This window comes from Sphingomonas mesophila, assembly GCF_003499275.1.
Lineage (GTDB): Bacteria > Pseudomonadota > Alphaproteobacteria > Sphingomonadales > Sphingomonadaceae > Sphingomicrobium > Sphingomicrobium mesophilum.
In genome coordinates this window covers 203,539-219,234 of sequence record NZ_QWDF01000001.1, presented here as the reverse complement: position 1 = coordinate 219,234, position 15,696 = coordinate 203,539, and the positions used below count along the sequence as shown (strand labels likewise).

14 protein-coding genes are annotated in these 15,696 nt (G+C 67.1%); 6 read left to right on the top strand and 8 right to left on the bottom strand.

Features of this window, described 5'->3' with window-relative positions; genetic code table 11:
* Nucleotides 1–9: 9 nt before the first annotated feature.
* The 7 genes from D0Z60_RS01095 to rpsM form a co-directional block, all read right to left on the bottom strand.
* Nucleotides 10–651: a hypothetical protein gene (locus tag D0Z60_RS01095; protein ID WP_205421019.1), complete on the bottom strand. Its 642-nt coding sequence runs from the start codon at nt 649–651 to the stop codon at nt 10–12.
* Between the two features lie 123 nt (nt 652–774).
* Entirely contained in the window at nt 775–3,039 is a 2,265-nt protein-coding gene (locus tag D0Z60_RS01090) for a beta strand repeat-containing protein (protein WP_118856252.1), read from the bottom strand.
* A gap of 189 nt (nt 3,040–3,228) precedes the next feature.
* Nucleotides 3,229–5,865, bottom strand: a complete 2,637-nt coding sequence (locus tag D0Z60_RS01085) for a YadA family autotransporter adhesin (RefSeq protein WP_118856250.1) — start codon at nt 5,863–5,865, stop codon at nt 3,229–3,231.
* A gap of 259 nt (nt 5,866–6,124) precedes the next feature.
* A complete protein-coding gene (gene rplQ / locus D0Z60_RS01080; protein ID WP_118856248.1) occupies nt 6,125–6,541 on the bottom strand; it encodes a 50S ribosomal protein L17 in 417 nt (138 codons plus the stop codon).
* Between the two features lie 222 nt (nt 6,542–6,763).
* Nucleotides 6,764–7,852 carry a DNA-directed RNA polymerase subunit alpha gene (locus tag D0Z60_RS01075; protein ID WP_118856246.1) on the bottom strand — a complete coding sequence of 363 codons (1,089 nt, stop codon included), beginning with the start codon at nt 7,850–7,852 and terminating at the stop codon, nt 6,764–6,766.
* Between the two features lie 96 nt (nt 7,853–7,948).
* On the bottom strand, nt 7,949–8,338 hold the full coding sequence (rpsK, locus tag D0Z60_RS01070; RefSeq protein WP_118856244.1) for a 30S ribosomal protein S11: 390 nt from the start codon (nt 8,336–8,338) through the stop codon (nt 7,949–7,951).
* Between the two features lie 53 nt (nt 8,339–8,391).
* Nucleotides 8,392–8,760, bottom strand: a complete 369-nt coding sequence (gene rpsM, locus D0Z60_RS01065) for a 30S ribosomal protein S13 (protein ID WP_118856242.1) — start codon at nt 8,758–8,760, stop codon at nt 8,392–8,394.
* A 259-nt stretch (nt 8,761–9,019) separates the two neighbouring features.
* Here rpsM and D0Z60_RS01060 point away from each other — a divergent pair, with 259 nt between their 5' ends.
* From D0Z60_RS01060 to D0Z60_RS01035, 6 genes are read left to right on the top strand one after another with little or no spacing between them, the layout of a single operon-like run.
* Nucleotides 9,020–9,961: a bifunctional riboflavin kinase/FAD synthetase gene (locus tag D0Z60_RS01060; RefSeq protein WP_118856240.1), complete on the top strand. Its 942-nt coding sequence runs from the start codon at nt 9,020–9,022 to the stop codon at nt 9,959–9,961.
* Nucleotides 9,962–9,974: 13 nt separating this feature from the next.
* Nucleotides 9,975–13,004, top strand: a complete 3,030-nt coding sequence (gene ileS, locus D0Z60_RS01055) for an isoleucine--tRNA ligase (RefSeq protein WP_118856238.1) — start codon at nt 9,975–9,977, stop codon at nt 13,002–13,004.
* The gene (gene lspA / locus D0Z60_RS01050) at nt 12,997–13,494 is read left to right on the top strand and encodes a signal peptidase II (protein ID WP_118856236.1); all 498 of its coding nucleotides are present in this window, start codon (nt 12,997–12,999) and stop codon (nt 13,492–13,494) included. Before ileS ends, lspA begins: the two co-directional genes overlap by 8 nt.
* Complete coding sequence (locus tag D0Z60_RS01045) at nt 13,487–13,897, top strand: DUF3035 domain-containing protein (RefSeq protein ID WP_118856234.1); 411 nt, start codon at nt 13,487–13,489, stop codon at nt 13,895–13,897. The genes lspA and D0Z60_RS01045 overlap by 8 nt, the downstream gene beginning before the upstream one ends.
* A gap of 14 nt (nt 13,898–13,911) precedes the next feature.
* Nucleotides 13,912–14,469 carry a winged helix-turn-helix domain-containing protein gene (locus D0Z60_RS01040; RefSeq protein WP_118856232.1) on the top strand — a complete coding sequence of 186 codons (558 nt, stop codon included), beginning with the start codon at nt 13,912–13,914 and terminating at the stop codon, nt 14,467–14,469.
* 50 nt (nt 14,470–14,519) lie between these two features.
* Nucleotides 14,520–14,852, top strand: coding sequence for a hypothetical protein (locus D0Z60_RS01035; RefSeq protein WP_118856230.1), 333 nt, complete (start codon nt 14,520–14,522; stop codon nt 14,850–14,852).
* Here D0Z60_RS01035 and sseA read toward each other — a convergent pair.
* Nucleotides 14,849–15,682 carry a 3-mercaptopyruvate sulfurtransferase gene (gene sseA, locus D0Z60_RS01030; protein WP_118856228.1) on the bottom strand — a complete coding sequence of 278 codons (834 nt, stop codon included), beginning with the start codon at nt 15,680–15,682 and terminating at the stop codon, nt 14,849–14,851. The genes D0Z60_RS01035 and sseA overlap by 4 nt on opposite strands.
* Nucleotides 15,683–15,696: the final 14 nt, after the last annotated feature.

Sequence of the window (15,696 nt, the reverse complement as noted above, 5' to 3'; positions counted from 1 at the left end):
GCGATCGGCTTAGTAGCGGCGGTACTGATTGTACCCGTAGCCACCGCGCGTGCGCTTGGCATCGATGTCGGTGATCCGCCCGTAACGGTCGATCGAACAGTCGAAGCGGGCGTCGGCCTGCATCTGGCCATAGCCGTACTGGCCGTAGCCCTGGCCATAACCCTGCTGGCCGTAGCCGTAGTTCGGGTCGCCATAGCCGTAGCCCTGGCCGCCGTAGCCCTGGTTGCCATAGGCGCCGTAGCCGCCCTGCTGGCCGGTGGTGGCGAGGCCGATGACCTTGAGCCCGCCGTTCGAGCGGCGGCGCACTTCGGTCACCTGGAGCACGCGCGCGCCCTGATAGTTGCGGTACTGGTTGTCGTAGCCATAACCGTACTGATACTGGCGATAGCGGCCCGGTTCATTGTCGAAACCGCGGGTGTTGATGCGATATTCGACGGCGCGCACGCACTGCTCGACCGCACGGCGATCGCCGCCGCCGTAGCTGCGGCCACCGAGGATGGTGTCGAGGATGGTGCCCAGGACATTGCCCTGGCCGTAACCGCCGCCATAGCCGGGCTGCGGATAACCGTACTGCGCCGCGGCCGGGGCTGCCACCGCTGCCAAAGCGGCAAAACCGGCGCCGCCGAGCAGGAATTTCGAAACGACCTTCATGGCCTCACTCCTCATCATCCACGCACCCACCCACTGGGACGTGTCTGATAACGCATATCGACCGTTACGGCTGCATCTCGACTGAATGGCGGCGTGACCGTTCGTTCAGGTTGGCAGGCCGCGCTAGCCGGCATGGAGCGCGGTTGCCGACAGGTCGAGCGCGATCTGCGCCGCCGCCAGATCCTGGCTACCGAAGCTCGATCCGTGCGCCAAAGCCGCGCCGACGTCTTCGCGCGCGCTGACCATCGCGCTTGCGGCTGCGCCCTCGAAAACGAAGTCGGACGAGTCGAGCGAGCGAGGCCGGACTCCGTCGAGCGTGATGGAATCGCTGGTGCCCCATTCGATTAGCGTGTCGCGGCCGAGCGCGCTGATGATGAGGTCGGAGAAATCGTCGACCCCGCTCAGCGCGTCGAAGAGGATGGTGTCGAGGTTGCCGAAGTCGGTGATCCGGTCGTCGCCCGAATCGGCCGAGAAGGCGAACGTGTCGCGACCCTGATCGCCAGTCAGGATGTCATTGCCCTGCCCGCCCCACAGCTGGTCATCGCCCTTGCCGCCGAGCAGCGTGTCGTTGCCCCCCGCTATTTCCTCGAGTGCCGTGACGTCGTTCCACAGCGTGATTGGCCCCGACCCGCCGGTGCCGTGACTGTCGATGTGGAGCCGACCGTCACCATAAAGCCGGTCGTCGCCATTGCCGCCGGACAAGATATCGTCGCCGCGATCGCCGAGGACGAGGTTGGCGCCATTGTCGCCGGTCAGCCCGTCGCCAAAGATCGAACCCGACAGATTTTCGAAGCCGGTGGCGGTGATGTTGCCCTGGGCGGTGGCCTGGGCGCCACCCTGGAGCGCCAGGCTGAACACAATACCGGCGGCGGTGATCTCGTTCTGTCCGCCGAGGAACGACAGGGCATCGACGCCCGCTCCGCCGTCGAGCAGATCGTCGCCGCCGCCGCTCTCGACGAGATCGTTGCCGCCGCCGGCGCTGATCGTGTCATTGCCGGATCCGCCGCCGGCGATCCCGTCGCTTCCGTCCCACAACCAATTGACGTTGGCATCGCCGGTCAGCGTATCGTTGAGGATCGTGCCGGAGGCGTGCTCGATGCCGATCAGCGTATCCATTCCGTAATTGGTGTTCTGCGCCACCCCCTGGACGTTGAGGTTGATGGTGACCCCGACGGTCGGCGCGGCGAGGTAATTGGAGACCCGGTCCCAGCCGGTCCCGCCGTTCAGCATATCGTCGCCGTCGCTGCCGCGCAGGAAGTCGTCGTCCGCGCCGCCGATCAGCGTGTCGGCGCCACCGCGACCGAACAGCAGATCGTGGCCACCCTCGCCGCTCAGCACGTTGTCAAAATCGTTGCCGTTGAGCGAATCGTTGAATGCGCTGCCGGAGAGATTCTCGACACTTACGAGCGTGTCGGTTTCGGTCCCGGCCTCGTTGGACGCAAACCCGTTGCCGGACGGATTGAGCGAGGCGATCACCCGCTCGCCCCAGGACGCGAAGCTGGCCGTATCGCTGCCGCCGCCGCCGTCGATGAGGTCGTTTCCGGCGCCACCGTCGAGCCAGTCATTGCCCGCCGTCAGGGAGAAGCTGGCGGCGACATCGTTGTAGATGGTGATCGGACCGGAATAGCCGGTGCCGTTCGTGTCCGGCGCGATTCGACCGTCGCCGTAAAGCGCGTCGTCCCCGCCGCCGCCGAGCAGCGTGTCGTCGCCGAGATCGCCCGCGAGGAAATTGACGTCGCCGTCGCCGCTCAGCATATCGCCGTAGGCGGTTCCGGAAAGGCGCTCGAATCCGCTCGCGGTGACATTGCCCTGCCCGGTCGCCTGCGCTGCCCCCTGAAGCGCCAGGCTGAACGTCACCCCTGAGGTCGAGCCCACCTCGGCCGAGAAGAAGGACAGGGCGTCGATGTCGGCGCCGCCGTCGAGCGCATGATTGCCGGCCCCGACCTCGACCAGGTCGTTGCCGCCGCCGGCGCTGATGATCTCGTTGCCGCCCGGCCCGCCGAGCCCGCCGTTGGCGTCGGGATCGAACCCGCCCCACAGCCAATTGTCGCCCCCGTCGCCGGTCAGCACGTCGTCATGGATCGAGCCGGTGACATGCTGGATGTTGCTCAGCGTGTCGTTGCCCGCCCCGCCGGTCGCTTGCGCCATGCCCGGGGTCAGCAGCGTAACCGTCACTCCGCTGGCGATGGTGTCGCCGCCGGCGCCATAATAGCTGATCCGGTTATACCCGCTCCCGCCGTCGACGATGTCGTCGCCCGTGCCGGGACGGATCAGGTCGTCGCCGTCATCCCCGCTGATGGTGTCATTGCCCTGAAGTCCGTTGATCAGATCGTGGTCGCTGGTGCCGACGAGCGGATCGTTGCCGGTCGTGCCCTGGATGAATGCCATGCTGACCTCCCCTGTCCCGCGGAGGCGCCGATGCCCACCTCACGCGCAAGCGCGGCCCAGGCGAAGCCCGAGTCGCCGGACGGAAGTTTAACCCGCGTCAATGTCCGGGCCTAATGGAAAGACCGTCCCGGGCTGAAACGGAAATGGGGCGCCGGATCGCGCCGACGCCCCATTCGCCTGTGGCGCGGACTAGAATTCGCCGGACACACCGACCCGCACCGCGGTGTTCTTGCCGCCGGCGTGGCTGACTCCGACCCCGACCGCCATCGGCGCGCCGGTGTTAAGGCGATAGTTCATCGCCCCGCCAACCCCGACTTCGCCGCGGAACATCGACCCGTTGAGCGAATAGCTCACCCGGCCCGGCTCCGACGGCATCGACGGCTGGGCCATGGCGACCGCCGCGGCGATGCCCTGCTTCATGTCCTTGCGGTCCTCGCCGCGCAGCTCATAGAGTTCGTCGACGTCGCCCCGTAGCCCGGAGACGTCGCCCTGTAGCGCGCTGATCGCGGCGATGCTGCCCGAGGTCGCGGCATTGAGCTGGCCGAGGTTGACCGCGTCGCTCGCGGCGACACCGTTGGCGACTCCGCTGACCACCCGGCCGCCGACGTTGACCTGGTTGGCGGCGGTGTTGACGCTGCCCTGCCCAATCGCGACCGAATTGGCGAACGCGGCGTTGGACGCGCCATTGCCGATCGCCACGCCGCCAGTGCCATTGGCGAGCGCGAAGTCGCCGATCGCGACCGCGCCCTCGGTCAGGGCCTGGCTTTGGTTGCCGAGCGCGACCGCGCCTTGGCCGGTGGCGATATTGTCGTTGCCGAGCGCGACCGCGCCGACTCCGGTCGCGACGTTGGGATCACCGATCGCCACCGCGCCGATGCCGGTGGCGATATTGCCCTTGCCGATCGACACCGCGCCGGCCGACTGTGCCTGCGCGCCGCGGCCGAGCGCGACGCTGTCGGCGCCATTGGCCACCGCGCTGTCACCGATCGCGATCGCGCCCGATCCGGTCGCCACCGGGGTCGCGCCGCCAGCGCCGTTGATCCGCACATAGGTCGACGACCCGCTCGATTCGAGTGCGGTCAGGCGTCCGTTCTGGGCGGTGTCCGACGTCTGCAGGGCAGCGATCTGGCCCGACTGCGTGGTGTTGGTGGTCTCGACCGCCGTGAGACGTCCGTCCTGCGCGGTGTTGGTCGCCTCGACCGCGGTGAGACGTCCGTCCTGGGCGGTGTTGGTGGTCTCGACTGCCGTCAGACGGTTGTCCTGAGCGGTATTGGTCGTCTCGACCGCGGTAAGGCGGCCGTCCTGCACGGTATTGGTGGTCTCGACTGCCGTTAGCCGGCTGTTCTGGCTGGTATCGCTGCTCTCCAGCGCGTCGAGCCGGCCGTTCTGCGCGGTCTGCCCGCTCTCAATCGCCGACACGCGTCCGTCGAGCCCGCTGACCTGACCCTGCAAGGTCGTCACATTGCCCTCGAGCGTGCCAACCCGCCCGTCGAGCGCGGTGATGGCGTTGCTGTAGGTCGTGATCTGGTTCTGAAGCGCGGTGTCCCCCGCCACCCGCGCCTGCTGCTCGCTGAAGAGCTGCCCGCCGTTGACCGCTTCGGTCGAGCCGGAAGCGATGGATCCGTTGGCGACGCCGGCGATGGTGCGGCCGCCGACCTGAACCTGGTTGCTGGCCGTGTTCACGGAGCCACTGCCAAGTGCCACCGAATTGGCGAAACCGCCTGACGAAGCGAAGCTGCCGATGGCCACCGAATTGAGGGCATTCGCAATCGCGTCATTGCCGAGTGCCACCGAGCTGTCACCCGTGGCTTGAGCAAAGTTGCCGACTGCTGTCGCGCTGAGAACGGCGTTGGAACTGCGGCCGATCGCGACTGCATCGTTGCCGGTGGTCGTGGAGCCGCCGCCGATGGCAATGGTTTCCGTCCCGGTGGCGCTGGCGAGCGGGCCCGTGCTGTTGATGTCGACATACGGTTCGTCGCCGCTCGGCGCCGCCGAGATCAGCGCCTGGACCTGGCCCAAGGTCGCGGCATCATTGGCATCGATGCCATCGGCGACATTGACGATGCGCCGATACAGGCTCGAGCTCGAATTGCCGACCGAGACAGTGTCGACCTGATCGGCGCGCGAGAAGGCGCCGAGGGCAACCGCGCCCTGGGCCGTCGCCTGCGACTGGTAGCCGATCGCAACGTTCCACTGACCGCTGGTCGAGCTGGTCTCGCCGATCGCGACACTTTGCTGAGCAGCGGCCAGCGAACCAGGCCCGAAGGCGACCGCGCCAGCGCCGGTGGCGTCGGCATTGCGACCGATCGCAACTGAATAGGTGCCGAGCGCGTCGGCGTCGGTGCCGATGGCAATGGCGGCGTCGGCGCCAACCGACGTCAGACCATCGCCGATAACGATCGAGTCGACGAAACTTGCAGTCGTCAGGGAACCGATGGCGATGGAGTTGGCTGCGAGTGTATCCGCGCTGAAGCCCAATGCGGTTGAGAACGACGCGGCATTGGCGAACATGCCGAGCGCGACACCGCCTTCCCCGGCTTGCGCGTCCCGACCGATGGCGGTCGCGCCGGCGCCGAGCGCGTCCGCGTAGGCGCCGTAGACGGTCGCGTTGATGAACGCCGCCGTCGCCGACTGTCCGACCGCGGTGGCGAGCCCGGCAGCGGTGGCATTGTCGCCGACGACGACCGTCCCGGTTCCGGTCACCGTCGCTCCATCGCCGCAACGCACAAAGCCGGCAGCGGCGTCGTCGGTGCATTCCTGGGCCGCGGCCGGCGCGGCGCTCATTCCGATCGCCAGCGCGCTGGTGGCAAGAAGCAGCTTGTTCATCGATCGTTCTCCCGCAGCGGACCACGCACGGGGGCGCTGCGGGAAACGCGGCACACAGGCTGATAAAGAAAGCCCCCTGACCGGGAGAGACCGATCGGCGCCGACCCTGAACGAAGCTCGCTGCCGACAAAAGCGGCTTTTCTTATCGACTTAAATTCGCGCGTATTGCGATGCAGGTTGGCAACACTTGGCAAGGACTGGCACGCAAAAGGGCGCCGCAGTTTCCTGCGACGCCCCTGAATTACGACATTTGGAAGGCTTACGCCTCTTCGGCCTCGTCGGCCATCACTGGGCCGCTGTCTTGGCCCTTGGCGCTGACGTCGCGGTCGACCAGTTCGATGATCGCCATCGCGGCATTGTCGCTCATGCGGTTACCGGCCTTGATGATCCTTGTGTAGCCGCCGTCGCGCGCCGAATAGCGATCGCTCAGCACGTCGAACAGCTTGGTGAGCTGGGTGTCGTCCATCAGCCGGCTCATCGCCAGGCGGCGGTTGGAAAGCCCGCCGCGCTTGGCCAGCGTGATCAGCTTCTCGGTATAGGGGCGAAGCTCGCGCGCCTTAGCGAGGGTGGTGGTGATCTGCTCGTGCTTGATCAGCGCCGCTGCCATGTTGCGCAGGAGCGCGGTGCGGTGGGCAGCGGTCCGCTGCAGCTTACGATGTCCGACGCGATGTCGCATGGGTAATGATCCTTCGTTCGTTCGGGGCCCGTGTCAGGCAACCCCGGCCAGGCGGTGAAAAAGGGCACCGCCCAAACCCTTGCTTGTCATGCCCGCCCTTCGACGACGCCTGCGGCGTCGCTCGGGATAAACCTCACCCACCGGGTGAAGGCTGGCATCGATGCCGTTCGCCTACTCGCAAGCGAGAGACATGGGCCCCAGCCTGCGCTGGGGCGACGAGCATTAACCGAGAAGCTCTTGTTCCAGCTTCTTGGCCATTTCCTCAATGTTTTCCGGCGGCCAGCCGGGGATGTCCATGCCGAGGCGCAGACCCATCGAGGCGAGCACTTCCTTGATCTCGTTCAAGGACTTGCGGCCGAAGTTCGGGGTCCGAAGCATCTCGGCCTCGGTCTTCTGCACGAGATCGCCGATGTAGATGATGTTGTCGTTCTTGAGACAGTTGGCGCTGCGCACCGACAGTTCGAGCTCGTCGACCTTCTTGAGCAGGTAGCGGTTGAGCTGGTTGGTGTCGGTGGTAGTGGCGCCGCCCATGTCGCTTCCGCTCGACATCGGCATCGCCTGGCCGATCATGCCCGACGGCTGGCTCGAAACCATCGAATCGTCGAAGTGGACGAACAGCTGCAGCTGATCCTGGAGGATTCGCGCGGCATAGGCCAAGGCATCTTCCGGCTGGACGGTGCCGTCGGTTTCGATCGTCAGCGTGAGCTTGTCATAGTCGAGCTCCTGCCCGACGCGGGTGTTCTCGACCTTGTAGGCGACCTGGCGCACCGGCGAGTAGAGGGCGTCGACCGGGATGAGGCCGATCGGCGCGTCGGCCGGGCGGTTGGCGTTCGACGGGACATAGCCCTTCCCGATGTCGGCGGTGAGCTCCATGTTGAGCGTCGCGCCCTCGTCGAGGTGGCAGATGACGAGATTCGGGTTGGTGACCTCGATGTCGCCCGGGCAGCTGATCTGGCCGGCGGTGACTTCGCCCGGGCCGGTCGCCGAGAGGGTCAGGCGCTTGGGGCCCTCGCCCTCCATGCGGAGCGCGATCTGCTTGACGTTGAGGACGATGTCGGTGACGTCCTCGCGTACCCCGGTCAGGCTCGAGAATTCATGCAGCACGCCCTCGATCTTGATCGAGGTAACGGCGGCGCCCTGAAGCGAGGAGAGCAGCACGCGGCGCAGCGAGTTGCCCAGAGTCATCCCGAAGCCGCGCTCGAGCGGCTCGGCGACGAACGACGCCTTACGGCGCGAATCGCCCATCTGCGCCTTCTTCTCGAGCGCGTTGGGCTTCTTCAGTTCCTGCCAGTTCTTTGCGTTGACGGCCATGTTTCTTCCTTGGCAGTGGGAGGTGCGGCGTCCCGCGGCTCCCGGATTTCAAACGTTTGATCATCCCGGCGAAGGGCCGGGACCGGCGCTCGGCCGTTAGACGCGGCGGCGCTTGCTGGGCCGCACGCCATTGTGCGGAATGGCGGTGACGTCGCGGATCGAGGTGATCTGGAAGCCGACCGCCTGAAGCGCACGAAGCGCGCTTTCGCGGCCCGAGCCGGGGCCCTTGACCTCGACCTCGAGCGTGCGCACGCCATGTTCGGCGGCTTTCCGGCCAGCGTCCTCGGCGGCGACCTGGGCGGCATAGGGGGTCGACTTGCGGCTGCCCTTGAAGCCCATCATGCCGGCCGAAGACCAGGCAATCGCATTGCCCTGCGCGTCGGTGATGGTGATCATCGTGTTGTTGAAGCTGGCGTTCACATGGGCGACGCCGGCGGTGATGTTCTTGCGCTCGCGGCGGCGGATGCGCTGGGGTGCTTGTGCCATTGGGAATTCCTAGAAGCTGGAAGGAAGCTGGCCGCGACGGGCGCGGCCCGGGCTTACTTCTTTTTACCGGCGATCGGCTTGGCCTTGCCCTTGCGGGTGCGCGCATTGGTGTGCGTGCGCTGGCCGCGGACCGGAAGGCCCTTGCGGTGGCGCAGGCCACGGTAGCAGGCGAGGTCCATCAGGCGCTTGATGTTCATCGCCGTCTGGCGGCGAAGATCACCCTCGACGCTGTGGTCGGCGTCGATCGTCTCGCGGATCTGAAGCACTTCCTGGTCGGTCAGGTCCTGGACCCGGCGTTCCGGCGCGATGCTCAGCTTTTCGGTGATTTCCTTGGCCTTGGTGCGCCCAATGCCGTGGATGTAGGTCAGCGCGATCTCGACGCGCTTGTTGGTGGGGATGTTGACCCCGGCAATACGTGCCATGCTTGCTCGTTCTCCGTTTTGCTCCACAGGCCGGCAGAGGCTCCGGCCTATCTCGTCGCAAGGGCCCCAAACAACGGAAAAACGGCGCGCGCACGAATGCGCCGCCGGTATGCCGGTGTCACGGGATGGCGTGCATTTATGGTCGCGCCCGGCGCGAGTCAAGCAGCCAGCGCGCCATTGGGAGCGGAGCGAAGCAATCCAGCCTTCCGCCACGAAAACTGGATTGCTTCGTCGCTCCGCTCCTCGCAATGACGAGGTCATGCGCCGCCTGACCCTCGACCAGCCCGTTCCGCCCGAGCTTCGCGGCGCGATCCTCGCGCTCGGCAATTTCGACGGCTTCCACCTTGGCCACCAGGCGGTCGTCGGCCGAGCGATCCAGCGCGGCGCGCACGAGCGCCGGCCGGTGATCGTCGCAACCTTCGACCCGCATCCGGTAACGTTGTTCCGTCCGGACTTGCCGCCGTTCCGCCTCACCACCCTCGACCAGCGCGAAACGTTGTTCGCCCATGCCGGGGCAGACGCCATGCTGGTGTTCCGTTTCGACGCCGACCTCGCCGCCACCACCGCGGAGGAGTTCGTTGCCGGCCTGCTGTCGGAGCGGATCGGCGCGGCGGGCGTGGTGACCGGCGAGGACTTCACCTTCGGCCACGGCCGCGGCGGTAATGCGGCTTTGCTTGCCGAAATGGGCGCCGAGCACGGCATCGCCGCCGAGACGGTCGGCGCGGTGCTGGTCGACGGCCAGCGGGTGTCGTCGGGCCTGGTCCGCGAGGCGCTTGCCGCCGGGGCGCCCGAAGTCGCGACGCGGCTGCTCACCCGCCCGTTCGCCATCGCCGGGACGGTCGAACGCGGCGACCGGCGCGGGCGCGAACTCGGCTGGCCGACCGCCAACGTCGCGCTCGGCGACTATCAGCGCCCGGCCTACGGAATCTACGCGGTGCGCGCGACGCTCGATGACGGGAGCGAGCATGCCGGGGTCGCCAATCTCGGCATCCGCCCGATGTTCAGCCCGCCCAAGGAGCTGCTCGAGGTCCATCTGTTCGATTTCGCCGGCGATCTCTACGATCGCACGATCGAGACCGCGCTGATCGCCTATTTGCGCCCCGAGGCCGATCTTTCCGGCCTCGACGAATTGAAGGCGCAAATGGCACGCGACGCGGCGGCGGCCCGGGCAATCCTTGCCGCCGGTGGGGCGACCGCCTAAGGCCCGCCCGCCCATGTCCGAAAAACCCGACTACCGAGCCACGGTTTTCCTGCCGAAGACCGACTTTCCGATGAAGGCCGGCCTTCCGCAGAAGGAGCCGGCGATCCTTGCGCGCTGGGAAGCGGACGGGCTCTACCGGCAGCTGCGCGCCGCCCGCTCGGGCCGCGAGAAATTCATCCTCCACGACGGCCCGCCCTACGCCAACGGCGACATCCACATCGGCCATGCGCTCAACAAGACGCTGAAGGACATGGTGGTGCGCACCCAGTCACTGCTCGGCAAGGACGCGCCCTACGTCCCCGGCTGGGACTGCCACGGGCTTCCGATCGAGTGGAAGATCGAGGAGCAGTATCGCAAGAAGAAGCTCAACAAGGACGAGGTGCCGGCGAGCGAGTTCCGCGCCGAATGCCGCGCCTATGCGGCGCATTGGGTCGGCGTTCAGCGCGAGCAGTTCAAGCGGCTCGGAATCGGCGGCGCGTGGGACAAGCCGTATTTGACGATGGACTTCAACGCGGAAGCGACGATCGTCGCCGAGCTGATGAAGTTCGCGGAAAGCGGCCAGCTCTATCGCGGCGCCAAGCCGGTGATGTGGAGCCCGGTCGAGAAGACCGCGCTGGCCGAGGCCGAGATCGAGTACGAAGACATCACCTCGACCCAGATCGACGTCGCGTTCGAGATCATCGAAAGCCCGATCGAGGAATTGGTCGGCGCCCATGCGGTGGTGTGGACGACGACGCCGTGGACGATCCCGGTCAACCAAGCGATCGCCTATGGGCCTGAAATTGAATATTCACTGGTAGGAGTTAGTAAGAAACGACGGCTTGGCGATCAGACATTTGAACTGGCGCAAGACTTCCCAACTATGCAACCAGAAAGCATTTTTCTGGGAAATTTTCTAATCGCCTCTGAATTGATTCCGGTCCTCGCAAAAAGAGCCGCGCTCCCTGACGGCCCCGGTCTGTTCATTCAAAAGCCCGTTATCACGATTACAGGCTCCAACCTCGCCGGCACCATCGCCCGCCACCCGATGCACCGTCTCGGTGGCTTCTTCGCGGCGCCCCGCCCGTTCCTCCCCGGCGAGTTTGTTACGACCGACAGCGGCACCGGGCTGGTGCACATGGCGCCCGACCACGGCGAGGACGATTTCGAGCTGTGCAAGGCCAACGGCATCGGCCCGGTGTTCGCGGTCGAGGGCGACGGCAAGTATCGCGCGGACTGGGCGTGGCTCGGCGGCCAGGGATCGGTCATCAACCCCAAGTTCAACGCCCCCGACGGGCCGATCTGCAGCGACCTGCGCGACGCCGGGGCGCTGCTCGCGGCTTCGGTCGATTACCAGCACAGCTACCCGCATTCGTGGCGCTCCAAGGCCAAGGTCATCTATCGCTGCACCCCGCAATGGTTCGTGGCGATGGACCGGGCCTTGGCCGCCGATCGCTTCACGCGCAGTGCGAAGTCGCGGTGGGAGAATGAGGGAGGCGCCCTGCCCCTCCCGCTTGCGGGAGGGGAAGAGCCGCGACGCGGCGAAGGGGCGGGCCCACCCCCAGCCCCTCCCGTAAGCGGGAGGGGAGGAACGCTCCGCCATCTCGCCCTCAACGCCATCGCCGCGACGCGCTTCGTACCGGACAAGGGGCGCAACCGGATCGGGTCGATGGTCGAGGGGCGGCCCGACTGGGTGCTGTCGCGCCAGCGCGCGTGGGGGGTGCCGATCGCCTTGTTCGTCGATCGCAAGACGGGCGAGCCGCTGGTCGACACGGAGGTCAATGCGAGCATCGTCGCGGCCGTCCGAGCCGAGGGCGTCGACGCGTGGGACGAGGCCAATGCCGCCGCCTTCCTCGGGCCAGAGCGCGACCCGGCCGACTACGAGATGGTGCGCGACATCCTCGACGTGTGGTTCGACAGCGGCTGCACCCACGCTTTCGTGCTCGAGAGCGGCGAATGGCCCGACCTGGCGTGGCCCGCCGATCTCTATCTCGAGGGCTCGGACCAGCACCGCGGCTGGTTCCAGTCTTCGCTGCTGCAAAGCTGCGGAACGCGCGGCCGGGCGCCTTACAAGGCGGTGCTGACCCACGGCTTCACGATGGATTCCAAGGGCATGAAAATGTCCAAGAGCCTCGGCAACACGGTCGATCCGCTGAAGGTCATGGAAACCTATGGCGCGGACATCATCCGCCTGTGGGCGCTGAGCGTCGACTACACCGAGGACCATCGTATCGGCGACGAGATCCTGAAGGGCGTCGCCGACCAGTATCGCAAGCTCCGCAACACCTTCCGCTATCTGCTCGGCGCGCTCGACGGCTTCGGCGAGGAGGAGCGGGTCGCGGTCGCCGAAATGCCCGAGCTGGAGCGCTACATGCTCGGCCTGCTCGGCCAGCTCGACCAGCGGCTGCGCGCCGCAACAGAGGCGTTCGACTTCAACGACTACACCCGCGCGCTGGCCGACTTCTGCAACGAGGATTTGAGCGCCTTCTACTTCGATATCCGCAAGGACTGCCTCTATTGCGACATCGGCCCGGCGCTGCCCGGTGGGACATTGAAGCGCCGCGCCTATCGCACCGTGCTCGACACCCTGTTCCACGCCCTCGTCCGCTACGCCGCCCCGGTGCTGGTGTTCACCGCCGAGGAGGTGTGGGGGACGCGTTACCCCGACGGGGGGAGCGTGCATCTGCTGGAGTGGCCGGACGTTGCGGGTCGCCCAGACGCGTTCGATGGTGCCCCGTCGGCTGGCTTGGATCCCAGCCTTCGCTGGGATGACGAACAGTGGGGTGCCCTCCGCGCGTTGCGCACCCAGGTGACGGAGGCGATCGAACCGCTGCGCCGCGACAAGGTCATCGGATCGAGCCTCGAGGCCGAGGTCGCCGCCCCGGGCGAGGCCGATCCGGCGCTGCTTGCCGAGCTGTTCATCACCTCGACTGTCCGCCGCGGCGAGGCGATCGCGGTCAGCAAGACCGATAACCACAAATGCGGCCGCTGCTGGCGGCATCTGCCCGAGGTCGCCGAGGACGGCGCGCTGTGCGGCCGCTGCGAGGAGATGGTGCATGGTTGACCGCAAGCATGCCTGGCTGACGGCGCTTACCATTTTCGTGGTCGACCAGATCACCAAGTGGATCGTCATCTCTCCGCTCCAGCTGAAAGACCGATTCCAGATCGAGCTGCTGCCGATCTTCAACCTGACCTGGACCGAGAATCGCGGGATCAGCCTCGGGCTCGGCCAGGCCGAGACCGATTTCCAGCGCTGGCTGCTGGTCGGCGGGACGGCGCTGGTCGCTGCCCTGGTCGGCTTCTGGATCACCCGCGAGAAGGCGCGCGGCGACCAGTTCGCGCTGGCGCTGGTGTTCGGGGGAGCGCTCGGCAATATCGTCGACCGCATCCGCTTCGGCTATGTGGTCGATTTCCTCGACCTGCATTTCGGGGACTTCAGACCGTTTTTGGTCTTCAATGTCGCCGACGCCGCGATTAGCATCGGCGTCGTTGTCCTGCTATTGCGCGCGCTATTCGTGAAGCCCGCCAAGGAAGAAAGTGTCGAACATGCTTAAGGCCCTGCCCCTCGCCCTCGTCCTGCCGGCGTTCGCGCTCGGCGGCTGCGCGCTCCTCCAGGGCAAGCAGGCCCCGCTCGACGAGTTCGCCGTCGCGCGCAACGCGCCGCTGGTGATCCCGCCGGACTACACGCTGACCCCGCCGGTCGCAGGCACCGTGTCGACCACCACCGAAAGCGCCCAGCAACAGGCGATCGAGGCGCTGTTCGGCGGCCCGAGCCCGCGCTCGCAGACCGAAACGACGCTGCTCCAGGAGGCCGGCCGGGACCGCGCGCTGATCGGCGCCCGCTCGGTTGCCGGCGATCCCGCGACGCGAGTGGTCGACAAGGGCAATACGACGCGCGCGATCCTTGCGGCGGGCGAAACCCAGTCGCCCGACGCCGCCGCCCAGCCGCCGCAATAAGCGAACCCACGCCGATGGCATCCGAATCGCTGTCTTCCCGCCTCGCCGAGCTCGAATCGGTGCTCGACCGCGCCCGCCGCCGGTTCGAGGAGGGGCTGAGGATCGTCGAAGAAGCGCATTCGACGTTCGGCGAATTGCAGCAGGCGCTGCTCGGGGCGCCCGGCTCGCTGTCGCCCGAGGAGAGCGAGGAGGCCGCCTCCAAGCTGCTGACCAAGCTCAAAGCGAGCGGCGCCGACATGCCCGAGACGCTGTGCGGCGGACGCCTCGCGGTCGATCCCGTCCAGCGCCTGATCCGCATCGACGGCCACCCGATCGGCATTACCGAGATGGAATATCGGGTGCTTGAGCTGCTCGCGTTCGCACGCAACAACGTCGTTACGCGCACGATGCTCCTGAAGCATCTCTACCGCCGCTCGGACGACCAGCCGCAGCCCAAGATCATCGACGTGTTCATCTCCAAGCTGCGCAAGAAACTGCGCCTCGCGAGCGACGGGCAGGAATTCATCGAGACCATCCCCCAGCGCGGCTGGATCCTGCGCGACGTCGATTCCGAGGGCCGGCCCGCGTCCTGAGGGCGCAGGCGATCATCATTCGTTAAGCGCGGCCTGCTAGCCTCGCCCGCATGATCCACTTCCTGCCCGATCCCGATTGCGCCGAGGCGCTGAGCCCGTCGACCGCCGAGCTTCGTGCCGGCGGCCTCGCCCGCGCCCTCGCGGTCATCGCCGAGCTCGGCGGCGAAGCGCCCGGCTTCCAGCCCGCCGCCTTTGCGCTCGCCGCCGACGATCCGCGGCTCGATCATTTCTCGGAACGTGCGGTCGCCGCCTCCGCCGCCGGGCTCGAAGCGATCGCCGCGCTGGCCTCGGCCGGCGGGAGCGCCAATCCGGCCGCCGCGCGCCTGCTCGCCGACACCATCCGCGACGCGCTCGACGGCATGGGCGCGCGCCTCAGCCTCTAGGCCGGGCCGGTTGCCTTCGGGGTGTCGGGATCGGCACCCCATTCCGACCAGCTGCCGTCGTACAGCTTCTGCCCGCGTCCGCCGAGCCGGCGTGCGGCGAAGATCAGCGAATTGGCGGTGATCCCCGACCCGCAGGTGGCGACGAACGGCGCTTCGGGATCGACCCCGGCCGCCGCAAACAATGCGCGCAGCTCGTCGTCGCTCTTGAGCGTCCCGTCCTCGCGATAGAGGTCGGCATAAGGGATGTTGCGCGCTCCGGGCATGTGCCCCGGCCTCACGCTCGGTCGCGGCTCCGGCACTTGCCCCTCGAAACGGGTCCGCCCGCGCGCGTCGACTACCGGCAGTCCGGGGCCGGCAAGGAGCGCGGACTTTTCGATCAACTCGTCCTCGCGCGGCTTTGCCGCGAAGGTCGCGCTGCGCGGCCGCTCCGGGCCGCTTTCCACCGGCCGCCCCTCGGCCAGCCATTTTTCCAGCCCGCCGTCGAGGATCGCCACCCGCTCGGCGCCGAAATGGCGCAGCATGAACCAGCCGCGCGCCGAGCTTCGATACGGCGAATGATCGTAGACCACGATGCGGTCGCCGCTGCCGACCCCGATCGCTTCCATCGCCGCCGCGAACTGTTCAGGGCCTGGGAGCGTATGCGGGAGCGGGCTCGTCGTGTCGGCCACCGTCTCGATGTCGAGGAAGCGTGCGCCGGGGATGTGCCGCTCGCGAAACTCTGCCGCCGCGTCGCGCCCGTCGATCTTCATGTGGAAGCTGCAGTCGACCACCGCCAGATCGTCCGCGCCGAGATTGTCCGCCAGCCAGGCGGTGCTCACCAGTTCATCCATCGGCGAAGTCTATG